9 protein-coding genes are annotated in these 18,647 nt (G+C 68.5%); 3 read left to right on the top strand and 6 right to left on the bottom strand.

What is annotated here, in order from left to right:
• Positions 1-201 precede the first annotated feature (201 nt).
• Both VP06_RS01420 and VP06_RS01415 read left to right on the top strand, forming a co-directional pair.
• Positions 202-1,485 carry a hypothetical protein gene (locus tag VP06_RS01420; RefSeq protein WP_156295401.1) on the top strand — a complete coding sequence of 428 codons (1,284 nt, stop codon included), beginning with the start codon at positions 202-204 and terminating at the stop codon, positions 1,483-1,485.
• Between the two features lie 271 nt (positions 1,486-1,756).
• Positions 1,757-3,598 (top strand): hypothetical protein, encoded by a 1,842-nt coding sequence (locus VP06_RS01415; protein WP_048462046.1) that lies wholly within the window; start codon positions 1,757-1,759, stop codon positions 3,596-3,598.
• 147 nt (positions 3,599-3,745) lie between these two features.
• On the opposite strand, the gene VP06_RS01410 is transcribed toward VP06_RS01415, so the two are convergent.
• From VP06_RS01410 to VP06_RS01385, 6 genes are all read right to left on the bottom strand, one after another.
• Entirely contained in the window at positions 3,746-6,076 is a 2,331-nt protein-coding gene (locus VP06_RS01410; RefSeq protein ID WP_156295399.1) for a coiled-coil domain-containing protein, read from the bottom strand.
• Between the two features lie 59 nt (positions 6,077-6,135).
• On the bottom strand, positions 6,136-9,411 hold the full coding sequence (locus VP06_RS01405; protein WP_048462044.1) for a hypothetical protein: 3,276 nt from the start codon (positions 9,409-9,411) through the stop codon (positions 6,136-6,138).
• On the bottom strand, positions 9,395-12,481 hold the full coding sequence (locus tag VP06_RS01400; protein WP_048462043.1) for a penicillin-binding protein 2: 3,087 nt from the start codon (positions 12,479-12,481) through the stop codon (positions 9,395-9,397). Before VP06_RS01400 ends, VP06_RS01405 begins: the two co-directional genes overlap by 17 nt.
• Positions 12,478-13,893: a hypothetical protein gene (locus tag VP06_RS01395; RefSeq protein WP_048462042.1), complete on the bottom strand. Its 1,416-nt coding sequence runs from the start codon at positions 13,891-13,893 to the stop codon at positions 12,478-12,480. The genes VP06_RS01400 and VP06_RS01395 overlap by 4 nt, the downstream gene beginning before the upstream one ends.
• Before the next feature lie 113 nt (positions 13,894-14,006).
• Positions 14,007-14,849, bottom strand: coding sequence for a hypothetical protein (locus VP06_RS01390; protein ID WP_048462041.1), 843 nt, complete (start codon positions 14,847-14,849; stop codon positions 14,007-14,009).
• Positions 14,842-17,880, bottom strand: a complete 3,039-nt coding sequence (locus tag VP06_RS01385; RefSeq protein ID WP_156295398.1) for an acetate and sugar kinases/Hsc70/actin family protein — start codon at positions 17,878-17,880, stop codon at positions 14,842-14,844. The genes VP06_RS01390 and VP06_RS01385 overlap by 8 nt, the downstream gene beginning before the upstream one ends.
• On the opposite strand from VP06_RS01385, the gene VP06_RS35820 reads away from it, so the two are divergent.
• A complete protein-coding gene (locus VP06_RS35820; protein WP_156295397.1) occupies positions 17,879-18,295 on the top strand; it encodes a hypothetical protein in 417 nt (138 codons plus the stop codon). The two genes, VP06_RS01385 and VP06_RS35820, sit on opposite strands and share 2 nt — an antisense overlap.
• The last annotated feature ends 352 nt before the right edge of the window (positions 18,296-18,647 follow it).

Raw genomic sequence — 18,647 nt, 5'->3', positions numbered from 1 at the left:
GCGGGCACCGGATGCCATTTTGGGCTTTGCGTTCTCCCGAGCATCGCCGATAATCCGCCGAAAGGCTAGAGCACTGCCCGATCACGCTGCAATCGGGCAGTGCTCTAGGCATTTGGTTGTGCCGCATTTTCTGCGACCACCGGCGTCCACTTGGTCGGAAAATGCTCTAGCGAACTGCGCGCGAATCCGGGGCTTCAAGACATGGCGGCGTCGCCGGACGAAATCAGAATTGGACTGGTCGGGCCCAAATCTGCCGGCAAGTCGAACATCTTCGAAACTTTCCACGAAGCCCTGGATCGTGGACGGCACGGATTTCCCGGCATCTTCAATCCCATCGTTGAGGTATCATCCGGACCAAGAAAAGACGGATCGAGCAATGGCGATCGGACGGACGAAAAAATATGGATTCTCAATGGCGGCAATGGTGACTCATCGGATAAGCACAGCTCCGCTTTGCACACCGAAATAGACGCGACGCTTCCAACGGATGTCGTGACCCGCCACTATACGCTGAGTTTCCACGAGTCCGGCGGTCCGCTCGACCGAACCGTGCTGAAGATGGCGATTACGGACGCGGCCGGCGAGCATACATTCAATCGGGGCCCGCATGATCCGACACACCACGCGGATCGCAGACGGCTGGTCGCGGAGCTGTCCCAATGCAAGGGCTTCGTCGTCGTCGTGCCGTTCTCCGATGCGGACGATCCTGATTTCATCGCGCAACTCGACCGGTTGCTGAAGGCATTCGATACGAACGACGCGAGCCCGCCGGCCGGCCCGGCCGCCGCACCACGGCCCGTCGTCATCGCGCTGACGCGCTACGACGCGCTGTTCACGGAATTCGGCTGCGAGGCGTTCCGGATCGCCGTGGATCCGCGGGTCGTGACCGCCGTCATCAACCGCGTGGTGGAGAAGCGTGGACACGGCGCCAGTTTCGAACGGACCATCGCGAAGTACGATGTCAGCGAAGGCGGGCGCTACAAGATCGTGTTCGTCCCGACCTCCTCGTTCGGCTTCCTGCCCGATTTCGGCTGCGTCAATCTCGATCCCGACGTGAGCCCGGAGGAGGTCGCCGGGCAGGTTCTGTCGGGCAACAGCCCATCGTCGTTCAAGGTGCCGCTCCCCGCCTACAGGAAGCAGCGCCACTTCCCCTTTCTCAACGCCGATCCGTTCGTCTACGCGGCGACGGGACTGGCCAATCCGTATTTCGTGTCGATCGCGAGAGCCAAGCGTCAGGCGAGCTACGATCCGCTCGACCGCACGGCATGGCTGCGCCCCGACCCGTTCGAGCCGAAGGAGCAGGGGCCCACCGGACCCGGTACCACATCCCCCCAAGACGAACCGGCCACGCGGAAGGCGAAGCCGGAACCTCCGCCGGAGCCCCCGCAACCCGATGCGGGCCCCAAGAAGGCGTCCAAAAATGACAGCGGCGGCTGGTTCAAAAAAGCACGAGACCTCTTGAATCGGGTGGATATCGACTTGTGATCGAGCGTCCCGATGACGCGATCGACCGGCGCAGGGTGCTCGCCCCGGCCTACCCGGCGGGCGGCCGATTGCGGCGTCACAGGCGGACATGCCATCGGCGCGCCCAAGCTGCCGATGCGAGGGTTGGGCGCGGAATCGGGCAGGGCGGACGGCGGAAAGCCGTGCGGCGGCGAGATTTTGTTAACCATACTGACGCGAGAATGGCGCCGCACCAGGGGAGAGCGGTACCATGAATTCCGTCGGGGCGCCCCGATTGCGTGGACGCGGAACCGTGAAGCTCGAAGAGATGCACTATGGCAAGCTCGTCGTGTCGCGGGGCGGCCATGTGGCCCCGGGTGGAGGCTTTTGCACGACCTACCGGACGAACGGCCTGCGTCATCCCGATCGGCTGCTGCCGGCCCGCCTGCTCGACGGCGCGTCGCTTCAAGCGGACCGGACGGACGAACCGTTCCGCGCCGACGGAATCCTGCTGTTCCGCCTGATCGAGGATGGCTTCGTCGCCATGCGCGCCCGGCACCTGTCGGAAAGCGGTGACGGGAATGCCGGCCGCACCTTCCTCCAGGCGACCATGATGCAGATCGCGGCTCCCCGCGGCTGGTCGAGCGTTCCCCCGGCCTTTCCGCGGTGGTTCGGCGACATCGCCTGCCATCCGGACCTCGTCGGCACGCCGCCCTCACAGCGCCTCGACGTCGCCCCGGTCGAGCATGACTTCGAGCCTCCCGAGACCGTGACGGAGGCGAGCCTCGACGCCTGGGGCAGCCGGCGCGAAGACAGGCTTGCCCGGATCGTCCATGCCTTCGAGTCCCCGGATTCCGTGGTCGTCCTGGGCGATGACGCCTTCGACGATCCGTCGATGCGGGTCACCGCTTTCCTCGACGATCTCGCCCTCGCCCTGGCGGTGATGGACGAGGCGGGACGACAGATCGCGCCGCGCTTCCAGATCATCTGTGGCCTCTCGCCGCATTCCGTCCGCTACGGCCTCGTTCTGACGTCGTCGGTGTCGTCGACGCCCGTTCCGTCGGGGGCCCGCGCCCGCTTCCGGCAACTCGTGAAGCCGCTCAACCGCCGCTATCCCCGCCAGGGCGGCAGCGCGGCCCGGCCGGCCCCCGAGACCGCCTCGACCGGGATCCAGTACGGCCGCCATCTCCGGACGCAGGACGCGGCCGCGGCGCGAACCGAGCCGGCGCGCCCGCGCGCAAGGCCCGAGGCGCCGCTCACCGTCGAGCAGGCGCACCTGGCCTTGACGAGCCAGTTCGGCAGGCGCCCGCCCGATGCGGCACCGTCCATCGGTCCGGCGAGCCCCGCCGACCGTGCCACCAGAAGCGCGATGCCCGCACGCACCATCTCCCCGGCCACGGCCGAGGCCCTGTGCGACCGGACGCTGTCCGACTTCACGATTCGTGTCGATCGCGTCCGGACCGGCAACCCAGCGTCAGACGAGGACATCGCGGATCTCTTCGCCTTCGCGTCCGATCCGGACACTCACCGGATGCTGCGTCACTGGGATCCATTCTGGGCGTCGCAGATCCCGCCGGCCCACCTCTTGCTCGCGTTGCTCCTGGGACTGCAAGGACGCGAGAGGCTGCTTGATCGCTTCACGCTCTGCGAAGTCTTGCTTGTCAAGGCGCAGTGGACGAAGGTGTCGGGCCACCCTGGTGCCCAGCAACAATCCTGGCTGCCGCTGTTCCTCAAAACGGCCGATGTCTTCATCGGCCGTCTGGGGTTCTTGAATAAGACCGAGAGGGACATCGTCAGAAACGATCCAGACTTGGCGGCCTACGCTGCGAACTTGTCGGAGAACGCCAACCTGACGGTTTTTCACCGGCACAAGTTCGATGAACTCCTGAACCGCAAAAACCAGCCCGAGCTGAGCGCCGCGCCGGGCGACGCCCTGATCCTCGACGTGGTCGAGAAGTCTCTTTGTATGCGCCTCGCCCGCGGAGACGCCGAGAGGTCGTCGGCCCTGTCGTATTGCACGCTCTCGGATAAGCTGGAGGTCAAGTCGATCACCGACTTGCCTCAGCGCGGCAAGCTGCGCAGCGCCTCGAACGAAAAGATACGTGAGGATCTGGACTGGTTGAACCGGTACCGCATGAAATCGTCTGGACGCTGACCCGCGCCGCCTCGCACCATCGGCGGCAGGGGACGATGGTCGGCAGGGGATGATCCGCTCCTGCCGAACCCGGGTCCCGTCATCTCGCAGCCAGGCGACGACATCCCGCAGCGAGGCAACGAGCGGTCGGACGGAGAGCCGCCGCCGTCAGATGCGATCGTCGTCGGCATCCATCGTCACCCCGACCGTCCGCCGCTCGTCGAAAAACGGCGACCCGGCAGGTCTCCTGGCCGACGTATTGGTGGCGTTCATCCCAGTCGAACCTGTCGTCCGCGCCGCTGCCGCCGGAGGATCCGGCACGTCCGGCTGCCGCGGCGGCGGAGCCGGGCCGGTCGTGGACGCGCCGGGAGCGGTCTCGGGGGGCTGACGCGGTGGCTCCGTGGCACGCGCCGGCTCAGGACGGGTCGCGGCAGCGTGATAGTCGACGACCCGCCGTTCCAGCTCGACGATCGCCTCGGGCGAGAGATGCAGGCTGGAGCCGAACATCGCTTTCTTCGCCAGACGCTTGCGTGTCAGGTCACGGACGATCTGATGCATGTTGGCCTGGATATCGGGCTTCTCGTCCTCGGCGTAATGGGCCGGGAGCGTCGCCGCGCCAGCCTGGCCGATCATCACCAGGAGCTTCTTGGCCGCGGCGACGTTGGCGGGATCGTCGGGACGCAGGGCCCAGTCGATGTCGGGCGGCGGGCGGGACGGCTCGTCGGGCTTGGCCGCGCGCACGCCGCTGTTCAGGTCGCGCAGGATCGACAGGAGCAGGATCGCAAGCTCCTGGGCGGCGGCGAACACGGCGGCGAGATAGGCCGGCGGCGTCGCGTCCAGCTGCCCGACCAGCCCCGCCGTGTTGACCGCGCGGGAGAACTCGGTCTGACGGGGATTGACTTTCGCGAGGAACCGCCGGCCGGCGCTGTTGGCTTCGTCCGTCGAGACCCCGGCGCGGCTGGCGAGTTCCAGGCACGGGGCGATGATCTCGCGGCTGAGCGCGTCGAAGGCTTGGCCGAGCCGCTCATCACGATTCAGGATCTTTCCCTCGTCGAAATCCTTGCGCATCGCCGACACGGTCAGGGCTGCCTGTTCGCCGGCCGCGGTCGCGCCGCACCGCTTCTCGAAGGCGCTGACGAGCGCCCGCGTCTCATCGACCCTGTCCGTCTCGGCGACCAGCGCCTCCGGCCGGCACTCGAACTTGCTCAGGTTCTCCTTGGCCAGCAGCGATGTCTGCCGCAAGGCATCCTCGACAGGCCGACAGAGGCCGACCAGCCGCTGAAGGGTGGCGCCATTCGGCGACTTTCGAAAGTCGCTGATGGCATTGCCCAATCCGCCAGCATCGAGTTCGGTCGACATCGCCGTTCCCGATTGGGACATCAACGTGTTCACCCGATTTCTCAGCTCGTCCCGCTGGCCCGCCAAGGCATCCAACGCGCCGATCAACGCGGGCATCTTCGCGTTATGATCGGCAATGGCCGATCTGAGGGCGCGCTCCTCGGTCGCCAACGCCTTCTGCGCCTCCATGAGGGCCGTCAAGCAGGCTCCCGAACCAGGCGCACGGTCGATGGAACAGGCTTTCGACGGGACCAGCGTGGAGGCCAGGCTCTTGGCGGGAATCCGGGCGGCCGCCGATTGCGCCGGCCGCGGCGGCGCCGGGTTGGCATCCGGCGCCGGTCCGGCTGCGTCGATGCTGCCGCGCTGCGGCGGGGGAAGAACGCCCGTTCGTTCCTGCTCGATCGCCCGGAGCAGATCGGTATTGCGGGCCGGCAGGGCATTGAGACTGGCCTGTTTCGTCGCGAGGTCGCGCTTTCTCTTGTCGCGCTCGGCTTGCTGAGCGACCTCGTCTTCGTTGATTTTCTTGATCTTTTCTTCCAAGTTTTTGATTTCCTGGCGTCGGTCATTCGCCGCTTTCGTGGAGGCCGTGCGGAACTTTTCGGCGATGTCGTTGCTCACGTCCGGCCTTGAAATCAGATCTCGAATAAGACCGGATTGCGAAACATAATCCTTGAATGCCTGGTTGTTCGTGAGATCCCGGATCGCGTCCGAGTTCTTGGTCTCGATCGACGTGCGCAACTTGGTCAGAACGAGATCGTTGAACTGCGCCGCCTGGGTCGCCGTCGCCTCGATGTCGTCGCCGCGGCTGCGGAAGATCTCGTAGTAGGTGGAAAACGCGAAGAACCAGCAGATCGAGAAGAAGAGCAGGTAGACAAAGATCAGGAAGGCGCCTCGCAGGCGCCGGGCGGACCCCGTCCCGACGATCTCGGCCGACCGGCCGGTCACCAGGCGGGCGACGTCGCGGCCGAGATTGAGCGACACGATCAGCAGGATGACCTGCGTGACCAGTCCGAACGGGACCGCGTAGTACAGCTTGCCGGTGAGCTGGAACAGACCATTGATCGTCGTGCCGATCGCCACCAGCAGAACGAGGCCGATGAGGCCCCAGACGGCGGAGAGGCCGGCGCGCGCCACCGTTCCCGGATCCTGTGCTTCGTGCATCGATGACTGCGTCACCCTGTCCCCCTTTTGGCCGGAGCGTCGTCAACCGCCAGGATTGGTCACAAAGGGGGCGCGCGCAGCGAGCGGCGCGCCGGTGGCTGCGCCATGGAGCGCATCGCCAGCAGGATGGTGACAGAGCAGGGCAGGGCCATCAAGAGATGATGGCTGGTTCCGGCAGCGAGCCAAGTCATCGGTTGACCCATCACAGGAATCAGGCCCAACGAATTCGACCAGGCGAGGGACCATTGCAAGATGAACAAGGTTGCGGCTCCAGCAAGCAGGATGCTGAGAAGATAACGAACGATCTGATCGCTGCGATCACCACCCTTGACAGACACGAGCCTGACATAGGACGCGATCGCCAGGATCACGAAGGCGAACTGGAAGGCAAAGAGCAGCATGGCGGCGGCGACGCCGTGTCGTGCGATCAGGTAGGCGGCGGCAAAATCGTTCTCGGCGACCGGGATCGTGTGCGCGCCGCGCGGATCGAGGATGGTCGTGGCGGTTGCCGGGTCGGTGGTGTCGGGCCTCTCCCGCGGCTGGCAGAGCGCCCCGCCCTCGTCGAGGCGCAGGCCGAACAGCAGGGCGGCTGCGGAGGCGAATTGCTCGATCGCCTGGTTCGGCGCCCGGCCGAGCCCCGGCAGGCCGACGCGGCCCTTCATCTCCGGGCTCAATCCGCATTCGGCATCCTCGATCTCGACGCGCGACCGCACGACCTGAAATCCGATATCGCGGAAACGGACGTGGCTCCTGGCCTTGGCCGCGCCCGGACTCGCGGCGTCGTCCGGATAGCGCAGGTCGATCCAGGTCATCACCCGCTCGATCGGCACCCGCCGCCCGATCCCGAGCGAGGCTTCGAGCGCCGCCACCTGCTGGTCGACCGTGTCCGGCCATTCGGGCGGATCGAGGCGAAGGGCGAGCGCGAACAGGGTGCCGCCGAAGACGACCACGGCGAGCACGGCGAGGCCGAGGGCGGCGGTGGTGGCGCCCAGGATCGTGGCGAAGCTGGTGCCACGGCGAACCTTCCAGTCGATGAGCGGGATCGGGCGCTCGTAGATCGGCGGGCGGAGGCGCATCGGCAGGTGCATGCGCTCGGACAGGACCCGGAAACGGGCGCGCGTCCACCGCCAGAGGTCGGGCAGGAACCGCACCAGCACCAGCACCAGGCTGGTCGCCGTGATGATGAGGAGCGGGGAGTAGTCGCTGCGCAGGAACGGGACGGCATAGAGCGCCAGCATGAAGGCGAGCGCGATGAGGAGGGATATCGCCCGTGACAGGCCGCCCGGATTCAGCGTCACGGCGCGCGAGCTGCGCTCGAGGGACACCAGAATGGCCCCCACCATGACGACGAACCAGAATTTCCCGCCCTCGACCGGCTGAAAGCTTCCGAGCCCCTGCTGGGTGCCGAAGAGCAGCCAGACCAGGAACAGCAGGATCAGGGCACCCGGCGCCATCCAGCGGAGCACGGCGTAGCGGGCGCGGTTGTCCAGCACGAGGGAGGCGAGCATCGGCCGCAGCACCGTCTGCTGGGCGGTCACGATGGCGAGCACCATCGGCGGCAGGAGGTCGAGGAAGGCGAGCTTGTGCTTGACGAGATGGCCCGCGGCCCGGGTCGTGCCGACATCTCCGGCATAGGTGGCGAGCGAGATGGCACCGATCGCCGCGAGCCCGGTCAGGATCGCCCACATGAGCCCGAGCCACCGGCCGGTGCGCGGCACCAGGGACAGCACGATGCCGGCGAAAGCCCAGTTGGCGATGGTGAGCGCGAAGGAGAGGGTGGCGAAGGACGGCGTCGCGGCGGGCGTGACCCGGGCGAGGATCTCGGGCATCGCCGCCAGGATCACCGAGACGATGACGGGTCCGATCCGCCGGGCGCGGATGAGGATCGACGCCACCGGCGACGGCGGCCGGCCGGGCCCGGAAACCGGATCGGCGAGCCGGAAGGCAACGAGGAGAGCACAGGCCAGGACGACGAAGCGGCTCGCGATCTCCATCCATTCCAGCCCCGGCTCGCGGAGCCTCCGGTCGAAGAGCTGATCGGGCGAGGTGGGGTGGACGGCGATCGTGGCACCCGGCGGCGGCGGCGGGACCGGCTCCGGGCAGAGCGCGTCCTCGATGTCGGGCGCCTTCGGCTTGCGGTCGAGGAACCACCGGCACTCCTGTTGCGAGAATCGCGGGACGTTGGCGCGCGGCTGGATCGTCGCCCGCCAGGCGCCGTCGCCGGCCGGCGCGACGGTCAGGTCATAGCTCGTTCGGCCGGCGACGAAGCGCGAGACCTGGATCTCCGACCGGTCTCGGCCGCCGCCGTCGCCCGTCCCTGCGACGAGCCAGGAGGTGCCGAACAGCCCGGTCTGCGCGAGGCGGCAGGGAGCGCCGGCGGGGCAGCCGGGCCGATCGCGCTCGATGACGACCAGATTGCGCTTCTGTCGTCCGACCGGGACGAGGAACAGCCGCTTGCCGTCCGTGCCGAAGGTGATGGCGAGTTCGTCGAGACCTTTCGGGCTGGGCAGGGCGATCTGGAAGGCGTTGCGCGTCCGGCAGGTGACGTCGCCGCCGAGATAGAGGACCGGCATCTCGGCATGGCGAAACCAGCGGATCATGAGCGGCTGCGCCATCCGCTGCGCGGTTTCCCGCCAGCCCCCCGGGGCGCAGGTGTCGACGGCCTTGCCGAGGGTGCCGTCGGGGCCGGCCTGATGCAGAGCCACCCAGCCCGACGGCTGCCAGCCGAAGCCCGCGCCGAGCCAGGCCCGCAGGCTCGTGATGCCGATCGACAGCCGGAACCGGCCGATGCCCGTGACGGCGATGTCGAAGCGGTCGTCTCCGGCATCGCTCACGGTCACCTCGCGGCCTTCGACGAGGATGCGCGTGACCGCCCCCTTCGGGCCGCCGGTCAGTTCGACCCGGTCGGCATAGAAGCCGTCCGCCCCCCCGCCGGCCCGCTGGAGCGAGAGCCGGCGGTCCTTCGCGCGGTTGCGGATGCGCAGCTCGCCCGACGGCGTGTGGATCAGGCCGACATGGTCGAGTTCGGCCGAACTCTCCCCGGGCGGCTGGAGCAGGTGCGCGCGGCCGATCGGAACCTCGGTGCCGCGCGGGATCGTCACGACCAGCCGATCGAGCTGGAAGGTCGGCCCGTCCGCGACGAGGGCGACGCGCATCGCCCCGAACCACCACGCCGAGATCAGGACGACGAGCGCGATGACCGGCAGGGCGAGGACGACGCGGAGCCGGCCGATCAGGTTCGCCCGCCGGCGGGGCGAGCGCCGCGACGGCCGCCGGAACAGGCGGCGCAGCGTCGAGACCGTCCGCAGGTCGTCATGGTCAGCGGCCAGGGGCACGGGCGCCGACCTTTCCGTGCAGGCCGTCGATGAACGCGGCCACGATCTTGCCGCAGGCTCCGGCTCCGAAGTCGATCGTCCGCGAGATCTGGCAGGCGACGGCGATGCGTCGCGTGATGCCGGACGTGATGCCGGGCGGTGGATCGATCCATCCGGCGAGAGAGGACGAATAGAGCGTCCGCCGATTCCGCCCCTTGATCGGGAGGACGGCCGTGCCTGTTTTCAGATAGAGCGAATCGACGAGCGCCTTGGGAAGATTTCCGCGAGGAAAATCACGTGGGTCGGCCGCCGTACCGGCCTGGACGACGCCTTTCAGTCCGCGCTTGAGCTCCGCCATCATCCTCTCGTAATCGTCCCGGCGGTCGGGCGGCACGGCGAGAAGGCTTTGTCCTGCCGCCGCATCCGCATCGCGGCGCGGCTTGCCGGCGGGCAGCGGCACGAGTGTCGGGCGCAGGAGGGTCTGTGCCCCGACCGAGGCATAGACCGTGGCGATGGCGACGGGCGTTGCGGTGACCGCCTGCCCGAAACCGTTCTGCGCCAGTTCGAGCTGGCGCGTCACGCCGTTCCTCTCGTTGCGGGCCGCTTCGGCCGGCAGTCGGAACGGGCTTGCGCCCAGGCGCAGTGGGGTGTTTCGACCGAGATCGACGAGGGGGAGATTCCTCGGCGCCCTGGCGTCCTGCCGCCCTGGCTCGCCTCGGGCGCCCTCCGGGGTCGCGGGCTCGCCGAGGCCGTCGGGAAACAATCTGCGCGTCATGCGGGCGAGAGCGAGTTGCGGCAGGGCCCCTCGTGGCTTGAGAACCTCGAAGGACGGCGCATCGAGATAGAGGGCCATGCCACCGAAATAGAGGTTCGAGGATTTGGCCATGGCCTCGCACAGGCCGAAGCGGTTCGGACGATCTCGCATGCAGAACTGCCCGATCCGCGTCAATTTGTCGGACGCATTCGGCGAAGCCGTCAAAGCCTCGTTATGCGAGTTGCTGAGGCACTTGCTGTAGAACCCGTCGTCGTTCTTCGGGGCCAGGACGTTGCCGGCTCCGGGAGGCACCGGCTTCGATGGATTGCACGAGCTATCGTCGATTTTATCGTAGGGCACTTGGCCGATGCGCAGCGCCCGGTCGATCGTCTCGAGCGGGCTCGTTCCCAGCAGGATGGCGCGCAGGGTCTCGTCGCGCGTGGCGAGCACGTGCTGCATCGCCGCGAGGGCCGTCACCACCTTGAAGGTGGAGCCGGCCATGGCGGAGACGTCGTGCGCGCGCCAGGCATTGCCGGCGATCGGGCTCTCCGAGGGCTGACCGGCATCGAGCGCGGCCAGGTCCCAGGCGCCCATCCCGGGTTGCATGGGCGGCCAACTGGCCATCGCCAGGATCTGGCCGCCGCTGGGCCCGCTCTCCGCGTCCATGACGACGAGGGTGCCGCGGGAGGCGTCCTCGCACGGGTCCTTCTGCCCCCGGCGGCATTTGATGCCGCCCTGGAGACTGCCGATGGCGAGGTCCTGATAGGCCGGGTCGATCGTCAGGCGGACCGTCTGGTCGTCGGCGCGCACGAGGCTGCGGGCGAGCGAGCCATAGGTCGACGGGCCGAAGCCGACGATCTGCGCCAGGTCGCGCTTGAAGGCCACGTCCTCGAGGAGGCCCGCGGGGGTGACGAGCGAGTCGGTCCCCCCGGCCACGAACACCCTGGCCTCGGCCTTGCCCCGCCGCTCGGCGCTCCGCGATTCGGCCCACCACAGATCGCAGGTCCCGGAGGCACCCGCCTGCGCATCCGTGGGATGGGGCGGGGCGCAACAGGCCCGGATGTTGGTCGCGCGCGCCAGGCCGATCCGGCCGGCGCAGCCCCTCTGGGCCCGCACGTCGACCGCAGGCTTGGCCGCCTCGCCCTCGTCGGCCTCGTCGAATTCGGTGGCCCGGACGCGGGCCGGATCGACCCGCAGGACGACCTTGACGGTGGCGGCCTGCCTCGCGCTCAGCGTGATGCGATGGGCGAACGGCTCGCGCTTGGCCGGGTCGGTCTCGCAGGGGTCACGGACCTGAACGTCCTCGCTGGCGTCGCAGACGATCTCGGCCCTGACCGTGACCGCCAGCCGCGGGGCGGGATCGAGGGCTCTCGCCGTCCCTCCCGGTGCGATCTCCCAGGCCCCGATGGCGCTTCCGAGCGCGACGCGCACCTCCCTCACCGCGCCGACGACCTCGACGGTGATCGGCTCGCTGCCGATCTCGATGTCGCTCGACAGCTCGTAACGGCCGCTCGGGCGGGCAGCGGCCCGTTCGCGGTCGCCCAGGAACGGCGCGACCACGCGCCAGTCGCCAGGATAGGCGATGTTGTCGAGCGCCAGGAACGCATAGTCACGCCCCGGCGGCTCGGCATTGGGATTGACTTGCGCCGGGACCCCCGCGGTTCCCTCCGTCAGGTACGTCGCCGCCCAGCGATTCTCATAGCAATGGTGCGGCACGACGAAGCGCACGGTGACGGTCTTATCCTTCTCATCCTTGTCGCAGGCTTTGACCTTGCGTTCGAGCCGCGGCGGGGGCGGGGGCTTGCGCGCGCCCTTGGACGTCGCGCCCTTGGACGCCGCGCGCTTGCCACTCGCCGGCAGCGTCACCTCCGGCCGAACCATGTTCCGGTTGTCGCGGATCGCCAGCAGCTGGTAGGACAGGTTCCACGCCTCGATCTCGTCCTGGATGAAGCTGCCCTGCGGCGACAGGCAGAGCAGATCGAACATCTGCTGGAGTCGCTCCTCGGGGGCGCTTCCGCGCTCGGCCACCTTGTCGGGAGCGGAGCGCGTCACGTTCGTGCACGGGCTGTGGCGCAGGAGAACCTGGCCGGGCTCGCGCTCCGCCCAGATCAGGCGGTTCGCCACGAGCCGCTCGAACACCGCCTCGTTGAGCTGGCTCAGGGACGGCACCTCGGCGCTCCTCACCCAGGCGCGGTTCTTCACCAGGCTCGCCCCGAAGCCGCCGATCTGGCTCCAGACGAGGACGATGCAGGCGAGCACGGCCGCGAAGGGCAGGAGCCTGAGCGCAGACCCGATCAGGCCCGCGGCCGTCCGGCCGGTGGGTGCGGGCCACCTCATGGCCGGTCTCGCTCGGACCGCCGCAGGATCAGCGGGCCGATCGGGAACTCGTCCGCCGGAGCCGTGGCGAATGACGGCATCACGACGGCCGGGCGATGGGCATGCGCGTCGGCGAGGCCCTGGATGCGCGTGCCGTTCTCGACGCAGCCGCAGAAATCGAGCCAGTCGAGGTGGTAGCTGGGGCTCGTCCACCAATTGGCCTGGAAACTCGCCATGGTGGGCTCGGGAGGCGCGGCAAGGTAGCCGAGCGGCCGGCCGCTCGTCGGGCGGAACACCCAGCCATCGCGGTCCCGGGCGATCGCGAAGCCGGCACCCTGCTCGGAATCGTAATCGTAGCTGCGCCAAGAATAGCGCCGCGTCCGGCGGCCGTCATGGACGATCGAGGCATCGCGCACCGTCATCGCCGAGGCGAGCGGGTAGCCGTCGACGTCGAGGTCGATCCAGAACGCCTCCGTGCCGCCACGGATGTCGTCGTCTCCGATGCGCAGCCCGGCAATCTCGAAGGCCGGCCGGCCCAGGGGCAGGCTGCGCAGGAACCGGGACGGCCGCTCGTCGAGGGTGACCTCGATGAAGAGCCTGTCGGCGTAGCGGGCGTCGTCCTGGGCATGGGCGAGTTCGATCCGCCAGAGCGCATCCGCCGAGGTCGCCTCGCGGCTCGGCTCCATCGCCGGAACCTCGTGCGGCGTGAGCGCCAGGGTGTCCCCGGCGCCGGTCGCGCCTTCGAGGTAGAACCACGCCGTGTCGTCGACGCCGAGACGAACGGTCGCCGGTGCCACCGCGAGGCTCGACGCGAAGGCGAGGGCCGACTGGCCGCGATAGAGGCCGGCCGGCCGGCTGCCGAGCAGGCTCGGCTCGACGAGACGCTCAAGGCTCGATCCGACGCGGACGCGCCCCACCGGCCGTTCGCCGTCCTTGGGAACGAAGATGCCGCGGCCGAAATAGGCCAGCACGGTCCCGGGCTCGACCGTCGGCGACGAGGCCGAGCCGATCCGGACGCTGGTCATCGGGTCGATGTTCTGGTCGAAGCGATCCAGGATCGCCGCCTCGATCTCATGGCGATGGTCGGCCGACAGCCCGCCGCTGAACCGCCCGGTCGTCGCGGTCAGCAGGACGACATGCGTGAACGGCACCGCAACCGTCTCGCGCCCCGCCGAGGGCGTGCCATAGGTCACGATGTCGTGGCGCTGGTCGAGCAGTTGCAGCAGGGACAGGGCCTCCGTCTCCGGCTCGCCGCCGCCGCCGCGGCGGGCGAGCCGGTGCCAGAACCGCGAGACGCGGCCGGGCCGCCGCGGCAGGGCCGGGGCCTGGAAGAGCTTGTCCTTGACGAGGTCGCCCTCGATCGAGCCCGGGATCCGGATGATCTCGCGATCCCAGGCCAGATCTCGCTGCCGGACGAGGTCACCGACCGCCATCGCGCGCCTCCGTGAGCCGAGGTCGCCAACCCGGCGACCGGTCGTGCGACGACCATCTGCGGCGAAACACCAATCTGAGCGGACGGAGCGTCGGTCTCCCCACGGGCGTGCTCTCAGTTCAGCCAGGAGGCGCGGTTCCACACCGCGACGGTCGGGGCCTGGCGGGACTCGCGCGTCGACCAGCCGGGAACCATCGGATAGACGACTAGGCTCTCGCCCGGGAGAAGGCGTGCGGCCATCCGGTTGGCCAGGGCCTTGGGGCCTGCCAGGCGCCGCAACTCGCGTCCGTCGACCGCTTCCTGGCGGACATCCGCGGAGGACAGGATCGACAGCGGCGCCGGCGTGTCCACCGCATAGCCGTGGCCGAACAAGGCCAGCCGCAAGGCCGAGGCGGCGATCCGGTAGCCCTCGGTCACCGGCACCATCGCGGGATCACGCCCGAAATAGGCGGCGATCAGCGGCTCGGTGGTGAGAAGATCGTTCAGAACGCCGGAGACGAGGGCGTTCTCGATATCGGCGCCGTCGCGAAGCGCGGACAGGCTGGAGAGCGTCGCCTGGATCCGCTCGACGAGCCGCAGCCGCTCCGCGACCTGGGCCATCTCGCTGCCGGGCTGGAACGCCCGAACCGCGCCGGCCGCCGCGGCGAGCGCGTGCTCGGCCGTCCGCACCCAGTCCGGCTCCGCCTTCGCGGTGTCGCCGGTCATCCCCGCGGAGGCCTCGGCCGTGAGGCGCCTCAGGCCCTGCCCGACCTGATCGCGCCACGATCCGCCCGACGAGCGGTCGATCCGTTCACCGAGGGCGGCGTCGATCTCGGCGAACAGGGCCCCGAGGCGCCGCTCGGCCTTCCGCGCCTGCGCGCGCGCGCGTCTGACCAGGACGAGAGCGACGCCGATCACCGCCAGTGCGAGCCCGGCCGCCAGCGCGACCACCGTGATGGGCGAGGCGAGGTCAATCATGATACACGCGGCTCTCGCGATTGCTGAACTCGAAGCGCTGGGACCCGGCCCCATCGCCGGCATCGAGCGTCATCGTGGTCATCCGGTCGCTGGCGCTCCAACTGATCTGGAGGGCCCGCTGCGGCCCCGACAGCGCGCTCGAGGCGATGTCGCGGAACAGGATCTCGTAGGGCGGGATCCCGAAGGCGTCGAACATCTGCAACGCCTCCTGGTCCGGCCGGTTGTCGGCCTGCGGATCGGAGAGGCCGGGCATCGCCCGCACCAGTTCGCACCGCCCCGAGCAGACGACGCTGTCGCTGCCCGCCTCCTTGTCGGAGCCGTTCAGGTAATGGATCGCTCCGATGCGGGTGATGCGTCGGCCGCGGGCCGAGGGCGCGTCCTGCGGCTCGATCGCCTGCGGCTCGGCGGCGATGGAGACCACGGCGAGCGGGTTCAGGACGTCGTTGCCGAGCGGGAGGTGCGGGCTGGCCGCGAGGGCGAGCGCGCCGCGCAGGACAGCCTCCTTCATCTCCGCCGGTTTGAACGGGCGCCGGGACGCCATCCTGCTGCCGGGCACCTGATCGGCGACCGCCATGATCGCCGCGTAGAGGGGAGGCCAGAGCGCGGTCCGCCCGGTCACGATCCAGATGGGCGCCGTGCAGTTGAGACGAGCGACCTCGCGCATCATCATCTGCGGCAGCACGGTGCCGAGGAAGCGCGCGACGGTGGCCGGGCTCGCGGCATCGACGGGATCGCCCCGGCGAGGGGTGAAATGCCGCATCCCGATCTCGAAGACGATCTCGACGCCGCCGACTCCCTCGGGGCCGGGCCGCACGACGAGCGCGCTGTCCGCATCGATCACGACACGCTGCTCGGCGACGACGCGCGCCGTCTGATTGCGCCGGACGGGCAGCGTCTCCCGGTCGGGCTCGCGCCCGACAACGACTTCAAGGGCGATCCCGGACTCCGCGGACCAGGTGTAATCGGCGCCGTCCGGCCGCTCGAGCAGCAGCCGGGTCGTGAGCGCCTTCTTGGCGCGCTGGACTTCGTCCCGGAAGGCGAGGTCGCGGGCGAAGCGCTGCGTCTGGGTCGCCGAGTCGGCGGCGCCGGCCTTCGTCCAGTCGAGGGAGAAGGCGGCGGCGACCCGATTGTCCGCAAAGGCGTCGCGCAGGAGGCTCACGACCTTCGCGGTGATCGCCCGGTCGAGGTCGATGCCCCCGACCGTGACCCCGAAATGGCTCAGGATCGTCCAGTCCCGAAGGCCGTTGGGACCGATCTCGGCTTGCGCCAGCGTGACGTCGCAGGTTCCGGCGCCGATATCGACGGCGACCAGGACGTGCCTGTCCCTCTCGCCGGGCAGGCGTCCGTGATCGCGCAGGAAGCCGATGCCGTAGTTCATCGCCGCGATGGCCTCGGGCACGAGCTTGACCCAGAGATTCGCCGCGCTCGCGCCCGGCGTCACGCCGGCGAAGCGGCTGAGGAACCGCCGCCCGGCCTCGACATAGGTCTGCCGACTCTGTGCGCCGATGCCGCTCGGATGCGTGACGATGACCCCGATGGGATCCTTGGCCTGGAGCCAATCGTCGACGAGGGACCGCCCCTTGCCATTCGCCCAGCGCGGCCTCCGGTCCTCGAGAAGCTCCAGGGCCCGGGGCACCAGGTAGGCGCCCAGCTCGTCGAACACGTCGGTCACGAGCTTGGGGATGTTGACGCGATGGACCGAGGTGAGCCGGCCGTTCTCCATCTCGAAGGCGCGGATGGCCGGCGCACGCGCCTCGGTCGCCATCAGGCTCCGCTTCGGATCGAAGACGATCGAGTCGTGGTTGTGCGGGATGTCTTGGCGGGCCACGAACGGGACGGAGATATCGTAGCTGCGGCCGAGCGCCATCAGCCGCCGTTCGGCGCCGGCGCGGCCGCCTTCCGCCAGCTCGATGCTGCCGAGCGAGAGCGGATCGTAGCGCGCCCGCAGGTTGCTGTCGGAGTTCAGGCCGATCAGGCTCGGCAGCAGGACGTTGCGGAGGCCCTGACCGGCGACGAACTCTTCGTGCGCGTCGCCCGTGAGCGCATGGACCAGTTCGCCGAGCGGGAGAACCTCGTCGAGTCCCGACTTCTCCGGCGCACCGAACCAGACCGACGTCGCCGACGTGCCGAGATCGATGCAGCAGATGAGATCGGGCGGGATCATCTCGATCTCGACGGGAATCGTCAGCGCCGCGAAACTGCGCGGGCTGGCCCTGACGGAGTCGCGAAACGCGAACGAGACGATCAGATCACCGTGGCGGGGCACATGCGAGAAGGTCTGCGTCTCATCGAGGATGACCCGTTCCACGATGTCGCGCAGCGGCACCATGACCGACTGTCCCGACAGCGGCGCGTCGCACCGGGTCTTGAGGTCCGGGAAGGCATGCGGGATGCCTTCGAAGGTGAAGGCGAAGTCGACCTCCAGGAGTGCCTCGGGCGAATCGGTGATGACCAAGACCCTCAGCGGATAGGCCGTCTCGATACTCGAGACGCGCTGTGCGCCGCGCAAGTTGAGCCGTCGGCGGATCGAGCCGGATGCTTTCGCCCCCGGGGCCGATGGGTTCGGGACCAGCGCCATGGTGACGGGGCTGATGTCGCGCGACGAAACGATGAGCGCGGCGTTCAGCTCGAACGTCGCGTGAATCCGGCGCCTGTCCCGGCACAGCTCGCGACCGGCCAAGCGCAAGGCGACGTCGAGTTCGATCTCGGCCCGCAAGTCCGGGCCCTCGCCGAGCTGGCGAGCGATCGAGATGGCCTCGCGCGTCGGCACGCCGACGACGAATTCATGGAGATCGCGCCGGAGAGGGTAGGGCAGGGTCAGGCGGGCGGGCGGAATCCAGCCCAGCCGATCCTCCGCCTCGATCTCGCTCCCGCTCCAGAGCACGCCCTCGCCGGCGCTGCGGCCCGACAGGCACTGGCCGGCCCGCAACGGCAGCGGCCTCGGCTCGTCCCTGGGCAGGACGATGAAGGCGGCGGCCTCCAGGACGAGATCGGCGGGCGGACCAATATAGGAGGCGGGCTCCGGCGGCATGCTCGGCGTGATCGTGCCGAGGATGACATGCCCTGAGGCTTCCGTGCTGCCGTCGACCGCCCCGAACGTGACTTCGGATCGCGCGCTCAGCGCAAAGTCAGGCTCGAGAAGCCGAGACGTGACGAATCTCACCTCCACCGTGAAGGGGAGTGAGATTTGCACGCTGTTCATCGGCTTGGCCAGCAGCGTGCAGCGTAGGCTGGTCACGCCGGCGGCCGGCCTCGCCGAGGGGGAGCTTGCCGCAATGCCGATCTGTGCTACGCCACCCGCAACCAGAAGGTGGTTCCGCCTGCCAGTATTTGCAAAAAACAAGTCGAACGAGGACTTGAACTCGTCCTCGATTGCGAGAGACATCGCCACACTGCAATCCTCAGAAATATTCCCTCTCGTCACATGCACAAAAACGACGGGCTGATTACTATCTATGGAAATATCAACTTCGTAGCGACCCTCCAGTCTCTCATAAGGGATAGGGTGCATTTGCAAACGTCGCGCCTCAGTATTTCAATGATGCAACGAAATTTAGATTAGCAGGCTTTATCCTAGGCGACAAGACTGATTTGAGCAAGGGCAGGCGGTCATGTTCGACGCTGGCCAATGGACGATCGGCCGGTTGCCGACATCGTCTTCCGCAAGCATTCGCCATCATGGCAAGACCCTCACAGGCGTCGGGATATCATACCAACGGTCGTTGGAAACGACCTTTGGTGCCGTTCTCGAATTTTCGCCAAGCCTCCGGCTTGGCTTCGAAAATTCGAGATGGAGCA

This window comes from Methylobacterium aquaticum, assembly GCF_001043915.1.
Taxonomy (GTDB): Bacteria; Pseudomonadota; Alphaproteobacteria; order Rhizobiales; family Beijerinckiaceae; genus Methylobacterium; species Methylobacterium aquaticum.
Note: the sequence above shows the minus strand (reverse complement) of the source record. Positions and strands in the feature narration are given on the sequence as shown.

Excerpts from the sequence above, each read along its gene's own strand:
- VP06_RS01420 (WP_156295401.1), top strand. The coding sequence starts at position 202 with ATGGCGGCGTCGCCGGACGAAATCAGAATTGGACTGGTCGGGCCCAAA.
- VP06_RS01410 (WP_156295399.1), bottom strand. The coding sequence starts at position 6,076 with ATGCACGAAGCACAGGATCCGGGAACGGTGGCGCGCGCCGGCCTCTCC.
- VP06_RS01400 (WP_048462043.1), bottom strand. The coding sequence starts at position 12,481 with ATGAGGTGGCCCGCACCCACCGGCCGGACGGCCGCGGGCCTGATCGGG.
- VP06_RS01395 (WP_048462042.1), bottom strand. The coding sequence starts at position 13,893 with ATGGCGGTCGGTGACCTCGTCCGGCAGCGAGATCTGGCCTGGGATCGC.
- VP06_RS01390 (WP_048462041.1), bottom strand. The coding sequence starts at position 14,849 with ATGATTGACCTCGCCTCGCCCATCACGGTGGTCGCGCTGGCGGCCGGG.
- VP06_RS35820 (WP_156295397.1), top strand. The coding sequence starts at position 17,879 with ATGCTCGGCGTGATCGTGCCGAGGATGACATGCCCTGAGGCTTCCGTG.
- VP06_RS01385 (WP_156295398.1), bottom strand. The coding sequence starts at position 17,880 with ATGCCGCCGGAGCCCGCCTCCTATATTGGTCCGCCCGCCGATCTCGTC.